Origin of the sequence: Thiomicrorhabdus cannonii (assembly GCF_013391695.1) — a bacterium.
Lineage (GTDB): Bacteria > Pseudomonadota > Gammaproteobacteria > Thiomicrospirales > Thiomicrospiraceae > Thiomicrorhabdus > Thiomicrorhabdus cannonii.
Genome location: NZ_JACBGH010000004.1, coordinates 63,940 through 82,775, shown reverse-complemented (window position 1 = coordinate 82,775; position 18,836 = coordinate 63,940). Strand labels below are relative to the sequence as shown.

16 protein-coding genes are annotated in these 18,836 nt (G+C 54.8%); 2 read left to right on the top strand and 14 right to left on the bottom strand.

Annotated features, from left to right (window positions below; all coding sequences use genetic code 11):
* Window positions 1-7 precede the first annotated feature (7 nt).
* Window positions 8-877, bottom strand: a complete 870-nt coding sequence (locus HZ297_RS06145) for a LysR family transcriptional regulator (protein WP_178862124.1) — start codon at window positions 875-877, stop codon at window positions 8-10.
* A gap of 114 nt (window positions 878-991) precedes the next feature.
* Here HZ297_RS06145 and HZ297_RS06140 point away from each other — a divergent pair, with 114 nt between their 5' ends.
* The gene (locus HZ297_RS06140) at window positions 992-2,020 is read left to right on the top strand and encodes a YeiH family protein (protein ID WP_178862123.1); all 1,029 of its coding nucleotides are present in this window, start codon (window positions 992-994) and stop codon (window positions 2,018-2,020) included.
* A gap of 53 nt (window positions 2,021-2,073) precedes the next feature.
* Here the strand turns inward: HZ297_RS06140 and HZ297_RS06135 are convergent, their stop codons facing one another.
* The 7 genes from HZ297_RS06135 to HZ297_RS06105 are packed head-to-tail and all read right to left on the bottom strand — an operon-like array spanning window position 2,074 to window position 7,698.
* Entirely contained in the window at window positions 2,074-2,784 is a 711-nt protein-coding gene (locus HZ297_RS06135; RefSeq protein ID WP_178862122.1) for a hypothetical protein, read from the bottom strand.
* Window positions 2,785-2,816: 32 nt separating this feature from the next.
* A complete protein-coding gene (locus tag HZ297_RS06130) occupies window positions 2,817-4,103 on the bottom strand; it encodes a dihydroorotase (protein WP_178862121.1) in 1,287 nt (428 codons plus the stop codon).
* Window positions 4,100-5,134: an aspartate carbamoyltransferase catalytic subunit gene (locus tag HZ297_RS06125; protein WP_178862120.1), complete on the bottom strand. Its 1,035-nt coding sequence runs from the start codon at window positions 5,132-5,134 to the stop codon at window positions 4,100-4,102. Before HZ297_RS06125 ends, HZ297_RS06130 begins: the two co-directional genes overlap by 4 nt.
* Entirely contained in the window at window positions 5,131-5,643 is a 513-nt protein-coding gene (gene pyrR, locus HZ297_RS06120; RefSeq protein ID WP_178862119.1) for a bifunctional pyr operon transcriptional regulator/uracil phosphoribosyltransferase PyrR, read from the bottom strand. The genes HZ297_RS06125 and pyrR overlap by 4 nt, the downstream gene beginning before the upstream one ends.
* Entirely contained in the window at window positions 5,640-6,086 is a 447-nt protein-coding gene (gene ruvX / locus HZ297_RS06115) for a Holliday junction resolvase RuvX (protein ID WP_178862118.1), read from the bottom strand. Before ruvX ends, pyrR begins: the two co-directional genes overlap by 4 nt.
* Window positions 6,079-6,645, bottom strand: a complete 567-nt coding sequence (locus tag HZ297_RS06110) for a YqgE/AlgH family protein (RefSeq protein WP_178862117.1) — start codon at window positions 6,643-6,645, stop codon at window positions 6,079-6,081. Before HZ297_RS06110 ends, ruvX begins: the two co-directional genes overlap by 8 nt.
* A gap of 9 nt (window positions 6,646-6,654) precedes the next feature.
* On the bottom strand, window positions 6,655-7,698 hold the full coding sequence (locus tag HZ297_RS06105) for an FAD:protein FMN transferase (RefSeq protein ID WP_246261687.1): 1,044 nt from the start codon (window positions 7,696-7,698) through the stop codon (window positions 6,655-6,657).
* Window positions 7,699-7,986: 288 nt separating this feature from the next.
* On the opposite strand from HZ297_RS06105, the gene HZ297_RS06100 reads away from it, so the two are divergent.
* Window positions 7,987-10,608, top strand: coding sequence for a methyl-accepting chemotaxis protein (locus HZ297_RS06100; RefSeq protein WP_178862116.1), 2,622 nt, complete (start codon window positions 7,987-7,989; stop codon window positions 10,606-10,608).
* A gap of 60 nt (window positions 10,609-10,668) precedes the next feature.
* Here HZ297_RS06100 and gshB read toward each other — a convergent pair whose 3' ends face one another.
* The 6 genes from gshB to metK form a co-directional block, all read right to left on the bottom strand.
* Entirely contained in the window at window positions 10,669-11,625 is a 957-nt protein-coding gene (gshB, locus tag HZ297_RS06095) for a glutathione synthase (protein ID WP_178862115.1), read from the bottom strand.
* Window positions 11,626-11,690: 65 nt separating this feature from the next.
* Window positions 11,691-12,995: a glutamate--cysteine ligase gene (gene gshA, locus HZ297_RS06090; protein ID WP_178862114.1), complete on the bottom strand. Its 1,305-nt coding sequence runs from the start codon at window positions 12,993-12,995 to the stop codon at window positions 11,691-11,693.
* 131 nt (window positions 12,996-13,126) lie between these two features.
* On the bottom strand, window positions 13,127-15,499 hold the full coding sequence (locus HZ297_RS06085; RefSeq protein WP_178862113.1) for a transporter substrate-binding domain-containing diguanylate cyclase: 2,373 nt from the start codon (window positions 15,497-15,499) through the stop codon (window positions 13,127-13,129).
* Between the two features lie 129 nt (window positions 15,500-15,628).
* The gene (locus HZ297_RS06080; RefSeq protein WP_178862112.1) at window positions 15,629-16,369 is read right to left on the bottom strand and encodes a 16S rRNA (uracil(1498)-N(3))-methyltransferase; all 741 of its coding nucleotides are present in this window, start codon (window positions 16,367-16,369) and stop codon (window positions 15,629-15,631) included.
* Between the two features lie 27 nt (window positions 16,370-16,396).
* On the bottom strand, window positions 16,397-17,254 hold the full coding sequence (gene metF / locus HZ297_RS06075) for a methylenetetrahydrofolate reductase [NAD(P)H] (RefSeq protein ID WP_178862111.1): 858 nt from the start codon (window positions 17,252-17,254) through the stop codon (window positions 16,397-16,399).
* Between the two features lie 194 nt (window positions 17,255-17,448).
* Window positions 17,449-18,609 carry a methionine adenosyltransferase gene (gene metK, locus HZ297_RS06070; RefSeq protein ID WP_178862110.1) on the bottom strand — a complete coding sequence of 387 codons (1,161 nt, stop codon included), beginning with the start codon at window positions 18,607-18,609 and terminating at the stop codon, window positions 17,449-17,451.
* Between the last annotated feature and the right edge of the window lie 227 nt (window positions 18,610-18,836).

The following is an 18,836-nucleotide window of genomic DNA, read 5'->3' as shown; positions in this document are numbered from 1 at the left end:
TGCGCAGTTAACGGATGAGCGCGCGAATCCAGTGGGTGTTATGCCCTAGGTCGGGTAGCAGCAGAGAGAGAGGGCGGATAATGCGTTCCTCTTCTTTCAGGCTGCGCCAGCGTATGCTTGGCGGGAGCGTTTCAACCGCCATTTTGGAAATTAGTGCAATTCCCAGCCCCACGCGTACCGCTTCCTTGATGGATTCGGTACTGTAGAGTTCGATGACCGGTTGGATCTCCAGATCCAGACGTTGTTTAAACGCCAGCTCAATCATTTCGCGGGTGCCAGACCCCGCCTCCCGAAGTATCAAAGGATACTCGTAGAGGGCGGACAGCGTGATTTCATCGCGCTCAGCCAAAGGGTGATGTTCGGGCATGATTACAATCAGTTCATCCTGTTTCCAGACGGTTGGAAAGTAGCCTGTGTTTTTAATGCCATAGACGCGGCCTTCTACAAAGGCGCCGTCCAGCGCAGTCAGGTTCTGTAAGATCCGTTGCGTGTTGCCCACCATGACATTGACCTTGATCATTGGATAATCTCTATGAAAGCGAGCTATCAGCTTGGGTAAGGCATAGTTGGCAAGGGTGGTGGATGCGCCCACGTTAAGGGTAACGACTTGGTCATATTCCATTTGTAGGCGGAACGTTTCCGCATCAATCAACAGTTTTGCCTGGCGTTGAGCGTAGGGTAGAAGCGACTCTCCCAGTTCGGTCAGTTCAATTCCCATACCCTTGCGCTCATACAAAGGCTGGCTGAAACATTCCTGCAGGGCTTTTAATTGGCCGGAAATTGCAGGTTGCGAGCGATGTAATGCTTCTGCAGCCAAGGAGATGTTTTTGAGTTCGGCCACTTTGGCAAAGGTTAGTAGATGGCTGGGCTTAATCATCATATTTTCCGATAGTTTGTATAACTAAATAGGATTTTATAATAGTTTTCCTTCCCTAAAATAGTTTCTAAATCCAATTATGGGTGGACTTTTAAACACTTGGGAGGGGCTATTATGTTTATGACCACGGCCGACAGAGGCCATACTCTAAACGGGATTCTGCTGGTTGCTTTGTTTGCGGTCACTGCACACACCATTTCTCAAACCGGTCTGTTCACGCATTTGGGCTTAAGCCCGCTGATTGTCGGGATGGTTCTGGGCGCACTCTATGGTAATACCTTGCAGCATCACATACCGCAGGCCTGGCATGCCGGTATTCAGTTTTCGGCCAGAAAAATTCTGCGCTTGGCCATCATTCTCTATGGCTTTTCCATTACCTTGCAGGAAGTCGCTTCCATTGGTTGGCAAGGTATTGTGCTGGCAGCCACGGTGGTGGTAAGCATTTTGTGGGCGGGTTATCTATTGGGGACAAAACTCCTAAAAATGGAGCCGGAGACCGCTCTTTTGACTGCGGCCGGCAGCGCCATTTGCGGCGCGGCGGTTGTGGCGATGGAGCCCGCGACCAAAGCGCAAGGCCACCAAACTGCCGTGGCGGTTGCAACGGTGGTGGTTTTCGGTACTGTGGCCATGTTTTTGTACCCGCTCTTGGATAGTTTGCATCTTATTAAGCTGAGCGCGGAAGCCAAGGGGCTGTATTTTGGCAGCACCCTGCATGAGGTGGCGCAGGTGGTGGGTGCGGCCAGCGTGTTGCCGGCTTCGGCACAGGATGTAGCGGTTATTGAGAAAATGACGCGCGTTTTAATGATAGTACCGGCGATTTTGGTGGTGGGGTGGTTTTTAGGGCGTAAACAGCGTGGTGAATCTTCCGTAAAACCCTCCTGGAGCGATTCGATTCCATGGTTTGCGGTGGGTTTCATGGCAGTAACCGCATTTAACTCGTTCAATCTGCTGCCGCTCGAAATGGTACGATCCATTCACGAATTTGACGCCTTTTTGTTGACCATGGCAATGGTTGCACTGGGAATGGAAACGCAAGTGAGCAAAATGAAGCAGGTGGGTTCAAGCGCTTTTATTCTGGCGGGTATCTTGTTTTTAATGCTGATGGTGGGCGGTTATTTTGCGGTGAGTCTGCTGACGGCTTAAAGAGTCAGTCTGTTGCTTGAGGATATTTTTAACGGCTATTTTTGATGGCTGTTTCAGGGGACGTCAATCGCTTCAAATTGCAACCATGAATACGTGTGAGCAAGCTGAGCGCAAGCTTGGTTGAGCGACTCGGGCAAAAAGGCGCGAACCCGCCAAGGTTCAGGATTTTTATTTGTAGTGCGAAGTTGTTGTTCGCTTTCGAGCCAGCGCGCAAACAGTTCGGGTAAGTTGCCGTCGTAGCACCCCGGCAATCCCCAGGCGCTGCTCAAGCGGTTGGGGATTTTCCAGTCCTCCAGCAAGGGGCAGGCGCCAATCGCTTGCACCGGCAGGCCGCTTGCCATGAATTTGGCCGGTTTGACCGCAAATGGAAAACCTTCGCTGGCATGCAACAAGGCGAAAAGCGGCGCTCGATGGGTTTGCGACAGGCGGCGTGCTTCATACAGCAAAGGGCCGATGCCTAAATCCGCACCGAGCAGGAGGGTGGCCTGTTGAGTTTCTGCAAGCGTCTTTTCCGGCATAGTGTCCGTTAGTGCGCTAAGTGTGGTTAGAGCTGAGTTTTCAAGAAAAGCAGGTTCCAATGCCGCTTGGCTAAGCAGTTGCAGTTGCGTTTGCTGTGCATGAAACAGGGTTGCCTGCAAGGCGGCTTCGGGCAGGGTATAGCGGTAAGCCAAACTGGTAGGGGCCTGCTCCAGCTCAAGGTTCAACACATAGAAGCCGCCGGCCTGCGGCGACTGGCTGATGTGTTTGATTTTGAGAGTTTCCATCTGCGGCATTGCGAATAGCGCGTTAAGCGATTTTAAACCGGATTGTCGCGGTAGACCGGACGCCCCTGGAAGTAGGTCTGCTCCACCTTGCCGACAAATTCCCAGCCGACAAACGGCGAGTTTTTGCCTTCGGACAGCATGCGTTCCTTCTCCAATGTCCAGATCGCTTCGGGGTCGACAATACACAGGTCGGCGGAGTTGCCGCTTTCCAGACTGCCGATATTGCGTTGCAGAATCGCCGCCGGATTTTGGGTCACGGCACGCACTGCAGTGGTTAAATCCAGGCCGTTTTCAAACACCAGTTTCAACAGCAACGGCAATAAGGTTTCCAGTCCGCTGATGCCGGGACGGCTTTCGCCGAACGGCAGGGCTTTGTCGTCTTTTTCCAGTGGAGTATGGTCACTGACCACCGCGTCGATAATGCCGTCCTTCAGACCTTGCAGCAGGGCGTCTTTATCCTGCTGGCTGCGCAGCGGCGGCGAGACATGAAAGAGGCTGTTGAAACCCAGCAGATCCATCTCCGACAGGTGCAGCTGGTGGATGGCGACATCGCAGGTGACCGGCAAGCCGCGTTTTTTGGCGTCACGAATCATCTCCACCGAGCGGGCGCAGGAGAGTTGCGAGAAGTGCGCGCGGATGCCAGCCTCTTCGACCAGAATCAGGTCGCGTGCCAAGGCGGTGGTTTCGGCAGACGGCGGAATGGCGGCCAGCCCCAAACGCGAACTGACCGGGCCGCTGTGGGCGACGCCTTTGTTTTTGAGTTTTTGGTCTTCGCAGCGCAGCATGACCACCAGGTCGTGTGACACCGCGTATTCCAAGGCGTTTTTCATGGTCAGGGCGTTTTGAATCGGCTGGTCCGCCTGACTGAGCGCCACGCAACCGGCTTGCTGCAGCGAGTACATGCCGCTGAGCAGTTCACCTTGCAGTCCTTGCGTCAAGGCGCCGATCGGCATGACAAACGCCGTGGCGGCCTGGCGCGCGCGGCGTTGAATCAGCTCGGTGACCGCCTGGGTGTCGTTGACCGGAGAGGTGTCCGGCGGGCAGCATAAACTGGTAATGCCGCCGGAAACGGCCGCTTTGGTTTCGGAGGCGATATTGCCCGCATAGTTGGAGCCGGGATCTCCCAAACGCGCCTGCAAATCCACCAGGCCGGGTAGCACCCATTTAGCGGTGGCATCAATCTCCTGGTCGGCACTGAAACCTTCCGGCGGTGTCGTGCTGATGGCGACGATGCGACCGCGGGAGATGTAGATATTGGCAATTTCATCGAGATTTTGGCTTGGGTCGATGACGCGGCCGTTGTTAATAGCAAGTCTCATGCTTGTTCCTCCTCGTTCTCCAGCTCTAGGGAGGCCTGTTCGGATTGGTGTTGTGCCAGTTGGGCGGCATTGCTCATCATGATGGACATAATCGCCATGCGCACCGCGATGCCGTAAGTGACCTGTTGCAGAATAACCGATTGCGGGCCGTCGGCGACCTCGGAGTCGATTTCCACGCCGCGGTTGATGGGGCCGGGGTGCATGACGATGGCATCGGGTTTGGCCAGCGCCAGGCGCTTGGTGGTCAGGCCGTAAAGTTTGAAAAACTCTTTTTCGCTCGGAATCAGAGCGCTTTTCATGCGTTCGTTTTGCAGGCGCACCATGATAATCACGTCAACATCACGTAAGCCCTCTTCAATGTCGTCGTAGTAGTGCACTCCCATCGCTTCCGGATGGGTCGGCATCAGCGTTTTGGGGCCGATGACGCGGATTTCGCGCGCCTCCAGAATGCTCAGCGCCTGAATCTGGGAGCGCACGACGCGCGAGTGCAGCACGTCGCCGACAATCGCCACCTTCAGATCGAAAATATCCCCCTTGTGCTTGCGGATGGTGAACATGTCGAGCATCGCCTGGGTCGGGTGAGCATGTTGACCGTCACCGGCGTTCATCACGTGCACGTGCGGCGCAACATGCTCGGCGAAGAAGTGCGCCGCGCCGCTTTCCGCATGGCGGATCACAAACATATCGGCCTGCATGGCCTGCAGGTTCCACAGGGTATCGAGCAGCGATTCACCCTTTTTGGTGGCCGATGTGGCGATATCCAGACTCGCCACATCGGCGGAGAGGCGTTTTTCGGCGATTTCAAAGGTGGTGCGGGTACGTGTGCTCGGCTCGAAGAACAGGTTCATAATGGTCTTGCCGCGCAGAATCGGTACCTTTTTAATCTCGTTGGTTTTCGGATTGATAAAGGATTCGGCGGTGTCGAGAATCTCCAGCAGATGGTGCTGCTTCAAACCTTCAATCGTCAGAAAGTGCTTGATCTTGCCAAGTTCGTTGAGTTGCAGGTTGGGGGCGGTTAAACGTGCGCTCATACGGAGTCCTCTTCGGGGTCGGTCAAAGAAACGGTCAGCGGGTCTGGGCCGGATACTTTCAAGGTTTTATTGCATTCGATGCTCATGCCGATGACATCCGCCTGGAATGGCAGCTCGCGGCAGCCTTTGCGGTCCAGCAGTGTTACCAAGGTGACGGAAGCGGGGCGGCCGTAATCGAAAATCTCGTTGAGTGCCGCACGGATGGTGCGCCCGGTGTAGAGCACGTCATCCACCAGAATGATGTGTTGGTCTTCAACTTCCCAAGGAATGTCCGAGGGCATCACGGTGGGGTTGATGCCTACCTTGGAAAAGTCGTCACGGTAGAAATTGATGTCGATGACACCGAGCGCGTCGGGCAGTTGCAGTTGGTCATGCAGCTGTTGCGCCACCCAGACGCCGGCGGTGCGGATGCCGATCATCTTGGGCGATTTGTCCATAATCGGCATCGTGCGCAGGGTGCCGCCCATCTGTTCTATCAGGGCGTTGACATCGATATTCAGTTGGCTCATTCAGTCGTTTCCGGGTTGGTGGCTGGCGACACGGTTAGGCGCTCCAGCCAGTTCTGTAAAATAATCTGGGCAGCATGGTCATCAATATGCTGACGCTTGAGCTGGCGGCTCTCGGCCTCAATCGAGCTGAGTTGCTCTTCAATATAATACACCGGACAGTGGTAACGTCCGCTCAGACGCTGCCCGAACTTGCGCGCCGGTTGCGTCAGCGGCTGTTCGCTGCCATCCAGCCGGAAGGGGAGGCCGACGACAATCGCCACCGGTTGCCATTTTTCAAACAGGCGGGTGATATGTTCCCAGTCGGGCTTGCCGTCTTTGCTGTTGACGATAGCCTCCGGCGCAGCAGTTTGGGTGATGGTCTGGCCGACGGCGACGCCGATGCGTTTTAAGCCGAAATCGAACCCCAGAACCACTCCGTGAACAGATTGGGCGCTGTTAGGCATGACCGGCCTCTGCGGTTAAAAATTCGGGTGAAATGCCCAAAGTGCCGAGTGCCACCTCCCAGGTGGTTTCGATAGGGGTATCGAATAGCAGGCTTTGATTGTACGGGATGGTCAGCCAGCTGTTATCCTGGATTTCCTGTGCGAGTTGACCGGGTTTCCAGCCGGCAAAGCCCAAACATACCTTGAATTTTTCGGGGCCGGTTCCCTCTGCAAACGCTTTGAGAAGGTCTTCGGAAACCGTCATGGCGAGATTGTCCTGAAGCGGCATGCTGCTCTTCCACTGCCCGGGCGGAGTGTGCAGAATAAAACCGCGCTCCATATCAACCGGCCCGCCCATCAACACCGTGTTTTCCAGATAGTGCAACCCTTGTTCCACATGAAGTTCGAAGTGTTCTAAAAGTTGGGATAGGGTGAGTTCGTGGGGTAAATTAAGGACAAGCCCCATGGATCCATATTCGTTGTCTTCAACCATGTAAATCACGGTTTTCTCGAACCAGCTGTCGTCCAGACTGGGCATGGCGATGAGGAAATGGTGTTCAAGGGATTGGATTTCTTTCATAGCGGTAAATTATAGCAGTTTGGTGCGTTTTTCCATGGCTTTTGTTTGCTGGATTTGGCCGTTTTCGTCAATCACCAAAACCTCCTGAATGCCCATTTTTCGGGCAATCTCCCGCCAGTGTTGCGGACCTGCAATCAGCAGCGCGGTGGCGGCCGCGTCTGCCGTGGTGGCATCAGGATGGATGACGGTCACGGAGACCAGTCCGGTTGCCGGATATCCGCTGTTGGGGTTGAGGATATGGCTGAAGCGTTGCCCCTGCCACTCGAAATAGCGTTGATAGGTGCCGGAGGTGACAATGCTTAAATCACCCGACAGGTCGACCTCTGCCAAAGCGCGTTGCGGGTCGGACGGATCCTGTATGCCGATAGCCCAGACGTCCCGGCCGTTTTTGTGGCCGATGGCACGCATATCGCCACCGATATTGACGACCGCATTTTCAATGCCCTCGGCACGCAGCTCCTGGATGGCGATGTCCAGTGCCAGCCCCTTGGCATTGCCGCCGAAATCGAGGCTGACATCGCTATTGCGGCTGTAGAGCAGGTTGTCCTTGAAATAGAGGTCGGCAATGGAAGGGCGCGATTTTAGCCAGTGTGCAATTTGTGTTGCTGAGGGCGGCGGGCCTTGCCAGTGTTCGCTGTGAAACCCCCATAATGCGATCAAGGTGCCAATCCCCGGGTCGAACAGGTAGTCACTCTGCTTCGCGAGCTGCTGCGATTTGAGGATAAACTCTTTGACGGAGTCGGCGATCTGAATGGGTTGCTGCTGCTGAATCGCTTGATTCATCTTGCTGACAATGCCCCCCTTTTCCCAGGCATGCCATTCATGGTGGAACTGCTGGAAGCGGGTTTCGACCGCATGAATCGCTTTTTCCGCTTGGGTCTTGTTGTGTGTGTAGGTGGTGATTTGCACCAGTGTTCCAAACACCAGCATTTGTGCTTTGGTTTCGACAGGCTGCGCGGTGCAGGCGCTCTGCGTCAAGGCAAGTGTGAACCATACCAAAATACTCGGAATCGAGAGGTTTTTTAACTTGTTAAGTGGCGTTCGGAACATCATCATATCTGTTTTGTTGGGGTGAAACTGTGCAAAAATGGCGTCCTAAAGCTTCATGGCCCGACACCTGCTTATTCTAACTTATGGTGCGCATAAGCCAGGTGACATACAATAGCTAAATTTAGGCGCCAAAGAAAACGCTGCTATCCGGTTGGATAGGGTAGGATTATTTTAGTGGAAATGCATGGTCTCTGGCCGGAATTGTTTAACCAGAGGCTTCTTTAATCTTGTGACGGTATCGGTGGGACTTTGCGCCTTTTTTACCGAATGGAAGTAGTGGGAAAGTGAGTTATGGGTGTGATTTTAACGGGTAAAGAACGCGAAGTAGCGCCCGGTATTACGATTGTTTCAAAGACGGATCTGTACGGAACCATAACTGAAGTCAACGAAGAATTTATGCGCATCAGCGGCTATACCTGTGAGGAACTCATTGGTCATCCGCATAATATTTTGCGCCATCCCGACGTGCCGAAGGCCGTTTTTGCCGACTTGTGGGCGACCTTGAAGCAAGGCAAGCCGTGGGTCAATTTAGTCAAAAACCGTTGCAAGAACGGCGATCATTATTGGGTTGAGGCGAACGTCAGTCCGGTGGTGGAAAACGGCGAAGTGGTGGGTTATATCTCGGTACGCCGCCGTATCAGCGATGCGCAAAAAGCCGCCGCCGAGGCGCTCTACAAACAGGTGAATGCCGGCAAGGCGGAGGTTAAAAACGGTTTTGTGGTCGACTGGAAGCGACGTCTTTGTTTGGCCAACAAAATCAATCCGCTGTTTATCCTGATGTTCCTGATCGTGCAGATGAGTGTGTTCGGGATACTGGATGCACTCAATATCATTACCGTTCCCTGGCTGATTCAAGCGGTCGTACTCTCCATTTCGCTGTTATATGCGGTGCGTGTCAACGCCTTCGTGAAGAATCAGGTCAGGACATTTGATGAGTTGCTGAAAGCCGCCTCGCAGGGCGATTTTACCCGCCAGGTGGATACTTACGGCAATACCTGGGTGGGCAAATTGGCTTCGGACTTGAAGCGCATGCAGATTCAGATGGGGGCCAGTTACGAGGATAACCGTTTGCAGCTGATTCAAAATACCCGTCTCAAGACCGCACTGGATAGCGCTTCCACCTGCATGCTGGTGGCCGACAATGACGATAAAATCATCTATCTGAATCAGGCGTTCGAGACGTTGCTGCGTCAGCACGAAACCACATTGCAGGCCATGAATCCCTCCTTTTCGCGGGCACATCTGCTCGGCAGCGATCTTGCGGCGCTACACCCGGATGCGGCGGCATTCAAAGCGCGTTTGCGCGGTTTAAGCTCGCTGTCTTCCGAGGAGTTGCACTTGAAGGAGCTGATATGGCGTCTGGTCGCCCAGCCGGTGATGAACGAGAAAGGGCAGCGTATCGGTACGGTGACGGAGTGGCGTGATATGACGCAGCAACGCAATATCGAACAGCGTCTGGATACCACACTGAAACTGGCGGCCAAGGGACATACCGATTTGAGTCTGGCGACCGAAGGATTGGATGGTTTCTATCTTTATACCGCCAGCAATGTCAATGTGCTGTTGCGCAGTCTAAACGGCGCCATAGAGGATATGGTGAAGGTCATGGCCGGTCTGGCGCAAGGGGATATCCAGTTCCGCGTCGAAAAAGAGTTGAGCGGCGCTCTGGCGGCCATGAAGGGCGCCACCAACGTTTCCCTGGATAATTTAAGTGCGATTATCATGCAGATCCGCAAGGTCGCGCATATGGTCAGATTGGCGGCGGCAGAGTCGGCCCAGGCCTCGGACGACCTGTCCAACCGCACGCAGCAGGCGGCGGCCACGTTGGAAGACGTGAACTCCAGTATGCAGGTGATCAACAAGCTGCAACAGCAAAACACGCAGGCGTTGCAAGGGGTCACGCAGCTCAGTCAAGAGGCGATGGAGCTGAACCATCAGGCCAGAGAGTCGATGGATGCCTCGATTGAAGCGATGGAGGGTATCCGCGAAACCTCCGCCAAGATCGGCGATATTATCGGTTTGATCGACGGAATCGCTTTCCAGACCAATTTGCTGGCATTGAATGCCGCGGTGGAAGCGGCGCGCGCCGGCGAGCACGGCCGCGGTTTTGCCGTGGTGGCGGGTGAGGTGCGCAATCTGGCGCAGAAATCGGCCGAAGCGGCGCGCGAAATCAAACTGTTGATTGAAGAAGCTGGCAGCAAGGTCAATCAAGGGGCAGAACGGGTGCATGCGACGCATACCATGTTCGGCGAAGTCGATCAGAGCGTCATCAAAATCAGCGGAACGCTGGGTGACGTCATGGAGTCGATTGGCGAGCAGCAGCAGAGTGTGCGCGACATCAGTTCCGCGATCAATTCATTGGACGCCAATATCCAGCAGAATGCCGCGCTGGTGGAAGAGACCTCGGCGGCGGCGATTTCGTTGCGTCAGCAGGCCGACAACCTGCACGGCGAAATCGACAAGTTCAAGTTGAACGAGCGTTTGGTCGAACAGCAGACCAGAAATGAAGCCGTTTCCATTCAAGGCGTGCGTTTAACCGATATTCGCCGCAATATGCGTATCTGGCGTACCACCACCGAGGCTTATCTGAACGGCATCAATGTCGAGTTTGATGAAACCGTGGCGGTGCAGCCCAGCCTGTGTGCCGTCGGCAAGGCGTTAAGCAAGCTGGCGCAGGCCAAGCCCGAAATTAACGGCTGGCCGGTGTGGCAGGAGATTGAACGCCTGCATCACCGTCAACATGCCATGGTCGACGAGGCGCTGCAGTTGCGCAATCAGCTTAAGCAGGACGGGGATGTTTCCGGGGCACTGCATGAAAAACTGGATGAGTTGATGCATGCGTTTATTAAGGTCACCGCCGATCTTGATGAGGCCTTGGGCGTGCTGGAAAACGATATGATGCAGTTTGCCTAGACAGGCAGCGGGCATACGAACTTTCGATTTTATAGGGCCGCACCCTTTGGGGCTGCGGCCTTATTTTTTCAGGTGGTTTTCCAGGCAATCGAACAGGGTGCCGGCAATATTCAGGCCGAACTGGGCATCGAGTTCGCGGATGCAGGTCGGGCTGGTGACGTTGATTTCGGTGATGTAATCACCGATGACATCCAGACCCACAAAAAACAACCCCTTGGCTCGCAATACCGGTGCAATCTGCTGACACAGCCAGCGCTCGCGTTCGCTGATGGGCATGCCCACGCCGGTGCCGCCGGCGGCGATATTGCCGCGGGTTTCGCCCTCGGCGGGAATACGCGCCAGCACATAATCGATCGGTTCGCCGTTGATCAGCAGAATACGTTTGTCGCCGTCCTTGATCTCCGGCAGGTAAACCTGCGCCATAATGTGGTGCTTGCCGAAACCGGTCATGGTTTCCAGAATCACGTTGATATTCGGGTCGTCATGGCGCACGCGGAAAATGGAGCTGCCGCCCATCGCGTCGAGCGGTTTGAGGATGGTATCGCGATGCTCTTGCACAAACGCTTTTAGGCGATCGCGGTCGGCTGCCACCAAGGTGGGCGGCGTGCACTGCGGAAACCAGCTGGCAAACAGCTTTTCGTTGGCGTCGCGCAGGCTTTGCGGTTTGTTGACCACCAGCACGCCTTCGGCTTCGGCCAGTTCCAGCATGTGGGTGCTGTAGAGGTAGTCGTTGTTGAACGGCGGGTCCTGACGGATCAGGATAATATCCAGCTCTTTCAGCGGCATTTCCAGCGTTTGCCCAAAACCGTAATACTGCTCCTCTTGACGGCGATCCCATACTTTGAGTTCGCTGACCTCGCCCCAGGCCTGGCCGTTTTTGAGATAGACATCTTCCGGCTGCATGTAATACAGGCTGTGGCCGCGGCGCTGCGCTTCGAGCAGCATCGCAAAAGAGCTGTCTTTATAGGGCTTGATGGTGTCGATCGGGTCCATGACGATGCCGACTTTCAGGCTCATGGCGGATTCCTCAAAATGCAGTGGATGGAAACTCAACAGGCCGGCCTGTTGAGTTTTGAAAAGCGTTATTTGGCAGCTTGTTTTTTGGCTTTTGCTTCGGCGATCTCGCGTGCCGCTGCCAGCAGCGCCAAACGGGCAATCACGCCGTAAGCGTAGAAACGATTGGGCGAGGCGTCGGGCGACTGCTGCTCGTCTGGCACCACGCCCGGCGTTTCAAACGACAGCGGTTGGAAATGCATCCCCGGTGAGTTGAGGTTGTCGGTGGCCGTTTTGCCGGTATGCACCCGGTAGAAGCCGCCCACCACGTGGCTGCCGATCATATAGACCACCGGTTCGGCCACGGCGCCATCAATGGTTTCGTAGGTGTAAACCCCTTCCTGCACCAGCATCTGTTCCACCTGCAGCCCCTCTTTGACGGAGGCCATCTTGTTGCGCTGTTTGCGGTTAAGATTGAGGACGTCTTCCGGCGTGCTGACCGACATGATCGCCATGCCGTAAGTGCCGCTGTCGGATTTGACGATCACAAACGGCTTGCAGGCGATGTCATGGGTGCGGTAATACTCCTGGGTGTTTTCCAGCATCTGATTGACGGTTTCCGCCAGCGCTTCGAGTCCGGTGCGCTCCTTGAAGTTGATCGGGCCGCAGGGCACCGAGGTCGGCGTGATCAGCCAGGGATCGATGCCGATCAAGGCGGCAAATTCACGCGTCACGTCGGCATAGTGCTGGAAGTGATGGGTCTTGTAACGGTTGGCCCAGCCCAGCTCCAGAGGCGGCAGCAAGGTCTGGTCGATGTCTTCCAGAATCGCCGGCCGGCCGGCGGACAGGTCGTTGTTCAGCAGCACGGCGCAGGGGAAGAAGTCGTCCACGCCCACTTTGTTGTCTTTACGTTGCACCGGTTTTAGCGTCAAGACATTGCCGGAAGGCAGTTCCATCAGCAGAGGCGCATCCAAATCGGGCAACAGCGAGCCGATCTGCACTTCATAACCGGCGTTTTCCAGAATGGTTTTGAGCGCGAAAACGTTTTCCATATAGAACATATTGCGCGTATGGTTTTCCGGAATCAGCAGAATGCCGTCGGCAATCGGACAAATCTGCGTCACGGCGTTTTGCGCCGCATGCACCGCCAGCGAACGCAGGTCGGGATGCAGGTTGTTGAACCCGGCCGGAAACAGATTGGTGTCGACCGGCGCCAGTTTATAGCCGGCATTACGCAGGTCGACGGAGGCGTAAAAAGGGGCCGGCGTCTGCATAAACTGCTTGCGTAACCAGGATTCGATTTCAGTACGGTTTGCCAGCAGGTGGGCTTCGAGTTCGAGTAGCGGACCGGATAAAGCGGTTTGCAGATGAGGAACCTGATTGGTTGACAGCATGATCTTCTCTTTTCTGTATTGGCTGTGCTGCTTGCGGCGTGCCCGCAGCCCTGTGAAATGGAAACATTATAACGCTCTTCCGGCCTGCTTTAAGCAGAAGTTATTGGCTTCCGGCGATTTCAGCTAACGCCTCAAGACGCTTGCAGCTGCTGGCAGTTAATAACCTTGTTTTTGCCCTGGTGTTTGGCCAGATAGAGCGCCTGATCGGTGCGGGATATGAGCTGGTCGATAGACTCTCCCTCGCGGTATTGCGCCACACCGATACTGACGGTCTGCTGAATGCCATGCGGCATGGCGGTCTGCGCGATGCCTTCGCGCAGTTTCTCCGCCAGAGCGATGGCCTGCTGCAAGTCGGTGTCCGGACAGATCGCAATAAACTCCTCGCCGCCCCAGCGACCGAAGGTGTCGGTTTCCCGCAGATGATGGTGAGCCCAGTCGGCGGTGCGGATCAGCACTTCGTCACCGGCCAGGTGGCCGTAGATGTCATTGACCTGCTTGAAATTGTCCAGATCGATCAAAATCACGCTCAAGGTGGTTTCTTGGCGGTTGGCGCGTTTGCTCTCCTTGCTGAGGGTCTGATCGATGAAATTGCGGTTGTAAACGCCGGTCAGGTGGTCGGTAATGGAGAGTTTAGAGAGTTTGGCATTGCTCTCCGTCAACTGCTGCTGGGCAGAGAGCAGGTTGCTGTTCAAACGGCTGAGCTGGCGGTTATATAGCAGGATAATGATAAAGATCACGACGACCGGAACGACAATGAAGGCGAGTGTCTGCCATTCCACTTCTTTTTTATAGGCGATTTGCAGCCAACTGTTGCTGATGCGGTTTTTAGTGGCCTCCGGCATAGCGAGCAGCACTTTTTGCAGAATGCTCTGCAATTCCGGCCAGTCCTGGCGCACCGCCATGGCGATATCCGAGCGGAACGGCGTTTCGCCGGAGATCTGCAGATTGGTCAGATTCTCTTTTTTCAAAATATGGCTGATCACGGCGACGTTGTCCACATAGGCATAGGCCTGGCCTTTGGAGACCGCTTCTAGCCCTTCCTGCGGGGTGCTGACCAATAGCAGCGGGATTTCGGGATAGTAGGTTTTGAGGTTTTCGTGGGAGGCGTAATCGGCGACAACCGCGACGGTACGGCCTTTTAAAAAGCGCATATCGCTGATAAAGGGTTCGTCGCGGAAGGTGGCGATGACCATCGGAAAGCGCAGGTAAGGCTGGGTAAACAACGTATAATCGCGTTTTTCCGGCGTATTGGCGACCGCCGAATACATGTCGAGCTGTTGGGTCTGCATGTGGCTGACCGTTTCCGACCAGCTTAGATGGGTGGCGGGTTCGAATCTGATGCCGGTTTTTTGACTGATATAATCGAGAAACCCGGCGGAGATGCCGGCCAGTTTCTGATTGGCATCGGCATATTCAATGGGCGGCCACGCGGCATCCACGCCGACCTTGACCACCGGGTGGCGTTTTATCCAGGCCAGTTCGGAGGCGCTGAATTCGATTGACTGCGCGCTTTGACGATAAATGCCTTCCTCCAGGGAAAAGGGTTTGTCGATCAGTTGGTGTTTCTGGAACAGGTCGCTGATAAAGCGCAGGCGGCCCTCGCTTAGCGTGCCGATCGGCGTGCCTTTGGCGCCGATCATCTCTTCGAGCGCATCCGCTTCAAACAGCAGGTGCTCGATACTTTTGCTGGCTTTGAGATGGTTATGAATGTAGTTCGCCAGCTCTTTTTTATGCGCTAACGCATATTCCCAGCCGCGAATGGTCGCCCGCTTGAAGCGCGCGACGCGCTCCGGATGGTTGGTCGCTTCGGCTTTGCTGGTGAAGAGCATGTCGCCATACAGGTCGATGCCGTAGTTCATCGGGTGGATAATGTTGATGTCAGCACCCCATTCGCGGAAAAGATAGGGTTCATTGGTGAGATAGCAGGGGTAGGCATCGACCTCGCCGCGGATCAGCATTTTAGGATCGGTTTTGATCAATACCCGCTCGAAACGCGGTTTGACCTTGAGTTGTTCCAGCATCGCCAGTAGCGAGAAACCGTCGGTGTCCTTCTGATAAAAGGCGATGTTGCGGTTCTGCAGTTCATAGGGGCTGTCGATGCCGCTCGATTTTAAGGTGACGATGATTTGCGGAGAGTGCTGAAAAATCGGCGCGACAATCACCACCGGTTCCTGACGGGCCAGGTAGAGCAGTAACACGCTGTCGGAAACGCCGTATTCGACCTGGCCGTCGATGACCTGTTGAATATTGTTTTGGAACATGTCGCGTTCGCGGATGTCGACATCCAGCCCTTCGTCGGCGTAGAACCCTTTGATTTTGGCGGCGTAGTAGCCGGCAAACTGGAACTGGTGCAGCCATTTAAGCTGCAGCGTGACTTTTTCAAGCGGCTTGTTAGCCGGCGTTCCGGAGGAATTGGGTGATTCTGCGGCCAGCGCGTTCTGCATCAAAAGCGTGAGTGTCAGCAAGACACCGAGGAGATATTTGAGGATCGGGCTGGTGAGCATATAGTTTTGACTTAAATAAAACGCAAAATTCAGTTTTTGATTATACCCGTAATTCGGGATAAGTAACCTATAAGTCGGCTGTTTCTCATAAGTGTTTCAACAGGCCCTAGCAATCAGAAGCTTGGTAAGTTAAAAGTCACCCCATAGAAGTTGCAAGCCCGCCAGAATCGTGGGGCCTGCGGTTTCGGTTCTCAGGATTCTGGGGCCGAGGCGAATAGCGGTCAGTCCCGCTTCACAAGCTTGTTGAACCTCTTCTTCGGTCAAGCCGCCTTCGGGACCGACCAGCAGATGGATCGGCGTGTCGCTCGCCGGTCTGGAAACGCTTTGCAGAGTTTCTTTGGCGTAAGGATCGAGTACCAGGCCAAACGCCTTTTCAGCGGCGACCGAATCCAACCAGGCCGGGTAGGTGAGAAAGGGCAGAATTTGTGGCAGGTGGGTGCGGCCGCTCTGTTCGCACGCGCTAATAACGATGGCTTGCCATTGGGCGCGGCGTTTTTCGGCTTTGTCATCATCCAGACGGACTTCACAGCGTTCGGTAAACACCGGCTGGATATGGGTGACTCCCAGTTCAACCGCTTTTTGCAGGGTGTAATCCATGCGGTCGCCACGAGATATGCCCTGCACCAGGATGGTTTGCAAAGGGGATTCGACCTGAGGGTGGCTGGTCTCTTCGATGCACAGGTCGGCGCTGCGCCGCCCGGTGACAATCAAGGTGGCGCGAGCTTGCAGGCCTTGGCCGTTGAAGACTTCAATCGGGTGCTGGTTTTTCAGGCGCAAGACCGTCAGGGCATAGTGCACCTGGTCTTTGTCTAAACTCAGCACCTGTTGCGGCGCATATTCGCCGGGAATATACAGTCGAGGAATACGCATCCTGCTACTACCTTGTTCGTCGTTGAATTACCGTCCTTTGAGGGTCAATGCGGTTGCAATGCTCAAGGTCGGTTCCAGTTGGTTCATGCTGTAGAAGTGAATCCCCGGCGCGCCGGCATCCAGCAGACGCTGCGACAGTTCCGTGACCACCTCCTGACCGAATGCCAGCAGGCTTTCCTTGTCATCCTCAAAGCTTTCCAGGCGGCATTTCAGCCAGCGCGGCACTTCGGCACCGCATCCGGCGGAGAAGCGGATCAGGTTTTCGTAATTGGTGATCGGCATGACGCCCGGAATGATCGGCAGGTCGATACCGTGTTTTTCACAGTTGTCGATAAAGTAGAGGTAGCTGTCGACATTGTAGAAATACTGGGTGATCGCCGAATCGGCGCCTTGCTCCACCTTGTGCTTGAACCATTTGATGCCGACTTCGCAGTTGCGCGCCTGCGGATGGGTTTCCGGATAGGCGGCCACTTCCAGATGGAAGGTGTCGCCTTTGACTTCGCGGATGAATGCGACCAGATCGCTGGCGTATTTGAACTCGCCCGGATCCATCATGCCGGAAGGCAGGTCGCCACGTAATGCGACGATGCGCTTCACGCCCAGCGCTTCGTAGGTGTCGAGCAGTTGTGTCAGACTTTCATGGGTCGCGCCAATGCAGGTCAGGTGCGGTGCGGCCTCGAACTGGGTGTGTTCCTGAATATAACGCACGGTATCCAGCGTGCGTTCCTGGGTGGTGCCGCCGGCACCGTAGGTCACCGACATATATTCGGGACTAATGGCTTTGTAGCCTTGAATGACCGTATGCAGTTTTTCCATGCCTTGCTCGGTGCGCGGCGGAAAAAATTCCAGGCTGAGTTTTTGCGGATATTTTTGTTGCGATTTCATGGGCTTAAACCTTTTGTGTTGACTCATGAAGCGTTCACGAATAGGGTTTAAAAAAACCACCTGGCCTGCTGAGTTTTTGAGGGCGGTGGTTTTTGAAAGTTTCCTGGGATTGTATCAGATGCGCCGCCACTCTAAAGGGTTTTACCTGAAGCGTTGCAGCGCATATTGATGACAAACGGTGTGACCAAACGGGATTACAAACCGGCATCTGCGCGCAGTGCGGCGGCTTTATCGGTGTTTTCCCAGGTAAACTCCGGCAATTCGCGGCCAAAGTGGCCGTAAGAAGCGGTTTTTTGGTAGATCGGACGATACAGATCCAGCATGGTGATCAAGCCTTTCGGACGCAGATCAAAGTGTTCGCGCACCAGTTTTTCAATCAGCTCAACCGCGACTTTTTCCGTGCCGAAGGTTTCGATGCTGATCGAGGTCGGTTCGGCCACGCCGATCGCATAAGAAACCTGGATTTCACACTTGTCTGCCAGGCCGGCAGCCACGATGTTTTTGGCCACATAGCGGCCGGCATAGGCGGCGGAACGATCCACTTTGGATGGGTCTTTACCGGAGAAGGCGCCGCCGCCGTGACGTGCCATGCCGCCGTAGGTATCCACAATGATCTTACGGCCTGTCAGGCCGGCATCGCCCACCGGCCCGCCGATAACGAAACGGCCGGTCGGGTTGATGTGATACAGCGTGTCTTTATGCAGCCATTCGGCAGGCAGAACCGGCTTGATGATCTCTTCCATGACTGCTTCTTGCAGGTCTTTCTGGGCGATTTCAGGATTGTGCTGGGTAGACAATACCACCGCGTCGATCGCCACCGGCTGGCCGTCTTCGTAGCGCAGCGTGATCTGGCTCTTGGCGTCCGGACGCAACCAGCCCAGTTGGCCGGATTTGCGCACATAGGCCTGACGTTCCATCAAGCGGTGCGCGTAGTAGATGGGGGCCGGCATCAATACATCGGTTTCATTGGTGGCGTAACCGAACATCAGGCCCTGGTCGCCGGCACCTTGTTCATGGTCTTTGGTTTCGTCGACACCCATGGCGATTTCCGGAGACTGTTTGCCGATGGACGACAGCACCGCGCAGGTTTCGCCGTCAAAGCCTAAATCGTGTCGATCGTAACCGATCTCTTTCACCACGCGGCGCACCAGTTCTTCCTGATCAACCCAGGCATCGGTGGTGATTTCGCCACCAATTAAAACCATACCGGTTTTAACGAAGGTTTCACAGGCAACGCGGGCCTTGGGGTCTTGCGCCAGAATGGCATCCAGCATGGCATCGGAAATCTGATCGGCGATTTTGTCAGGATGGCCTTCTGAAACCGACTCAGAAGTAAATACGGTTGTCTTGGTCATAGTGGGTCCTCGAAAGAATCTTAATTAGGTTAATGCGAGGTACGGAATAATCGGCGGGAATAAAAGGACTCCTCGCTTTAGCCGTACTTTTAATGCGCCCGCAAGCTGAAAATCAAATCGGCGCTTCATTTTGTAAGCGTGAATTATCGTTTTTTTGGGTTGATAAGTCAATGTTATGGTCAGACGGGCCGCTAGCCGCCTTGCCCGCGGCGTCATAAAAAATTCAT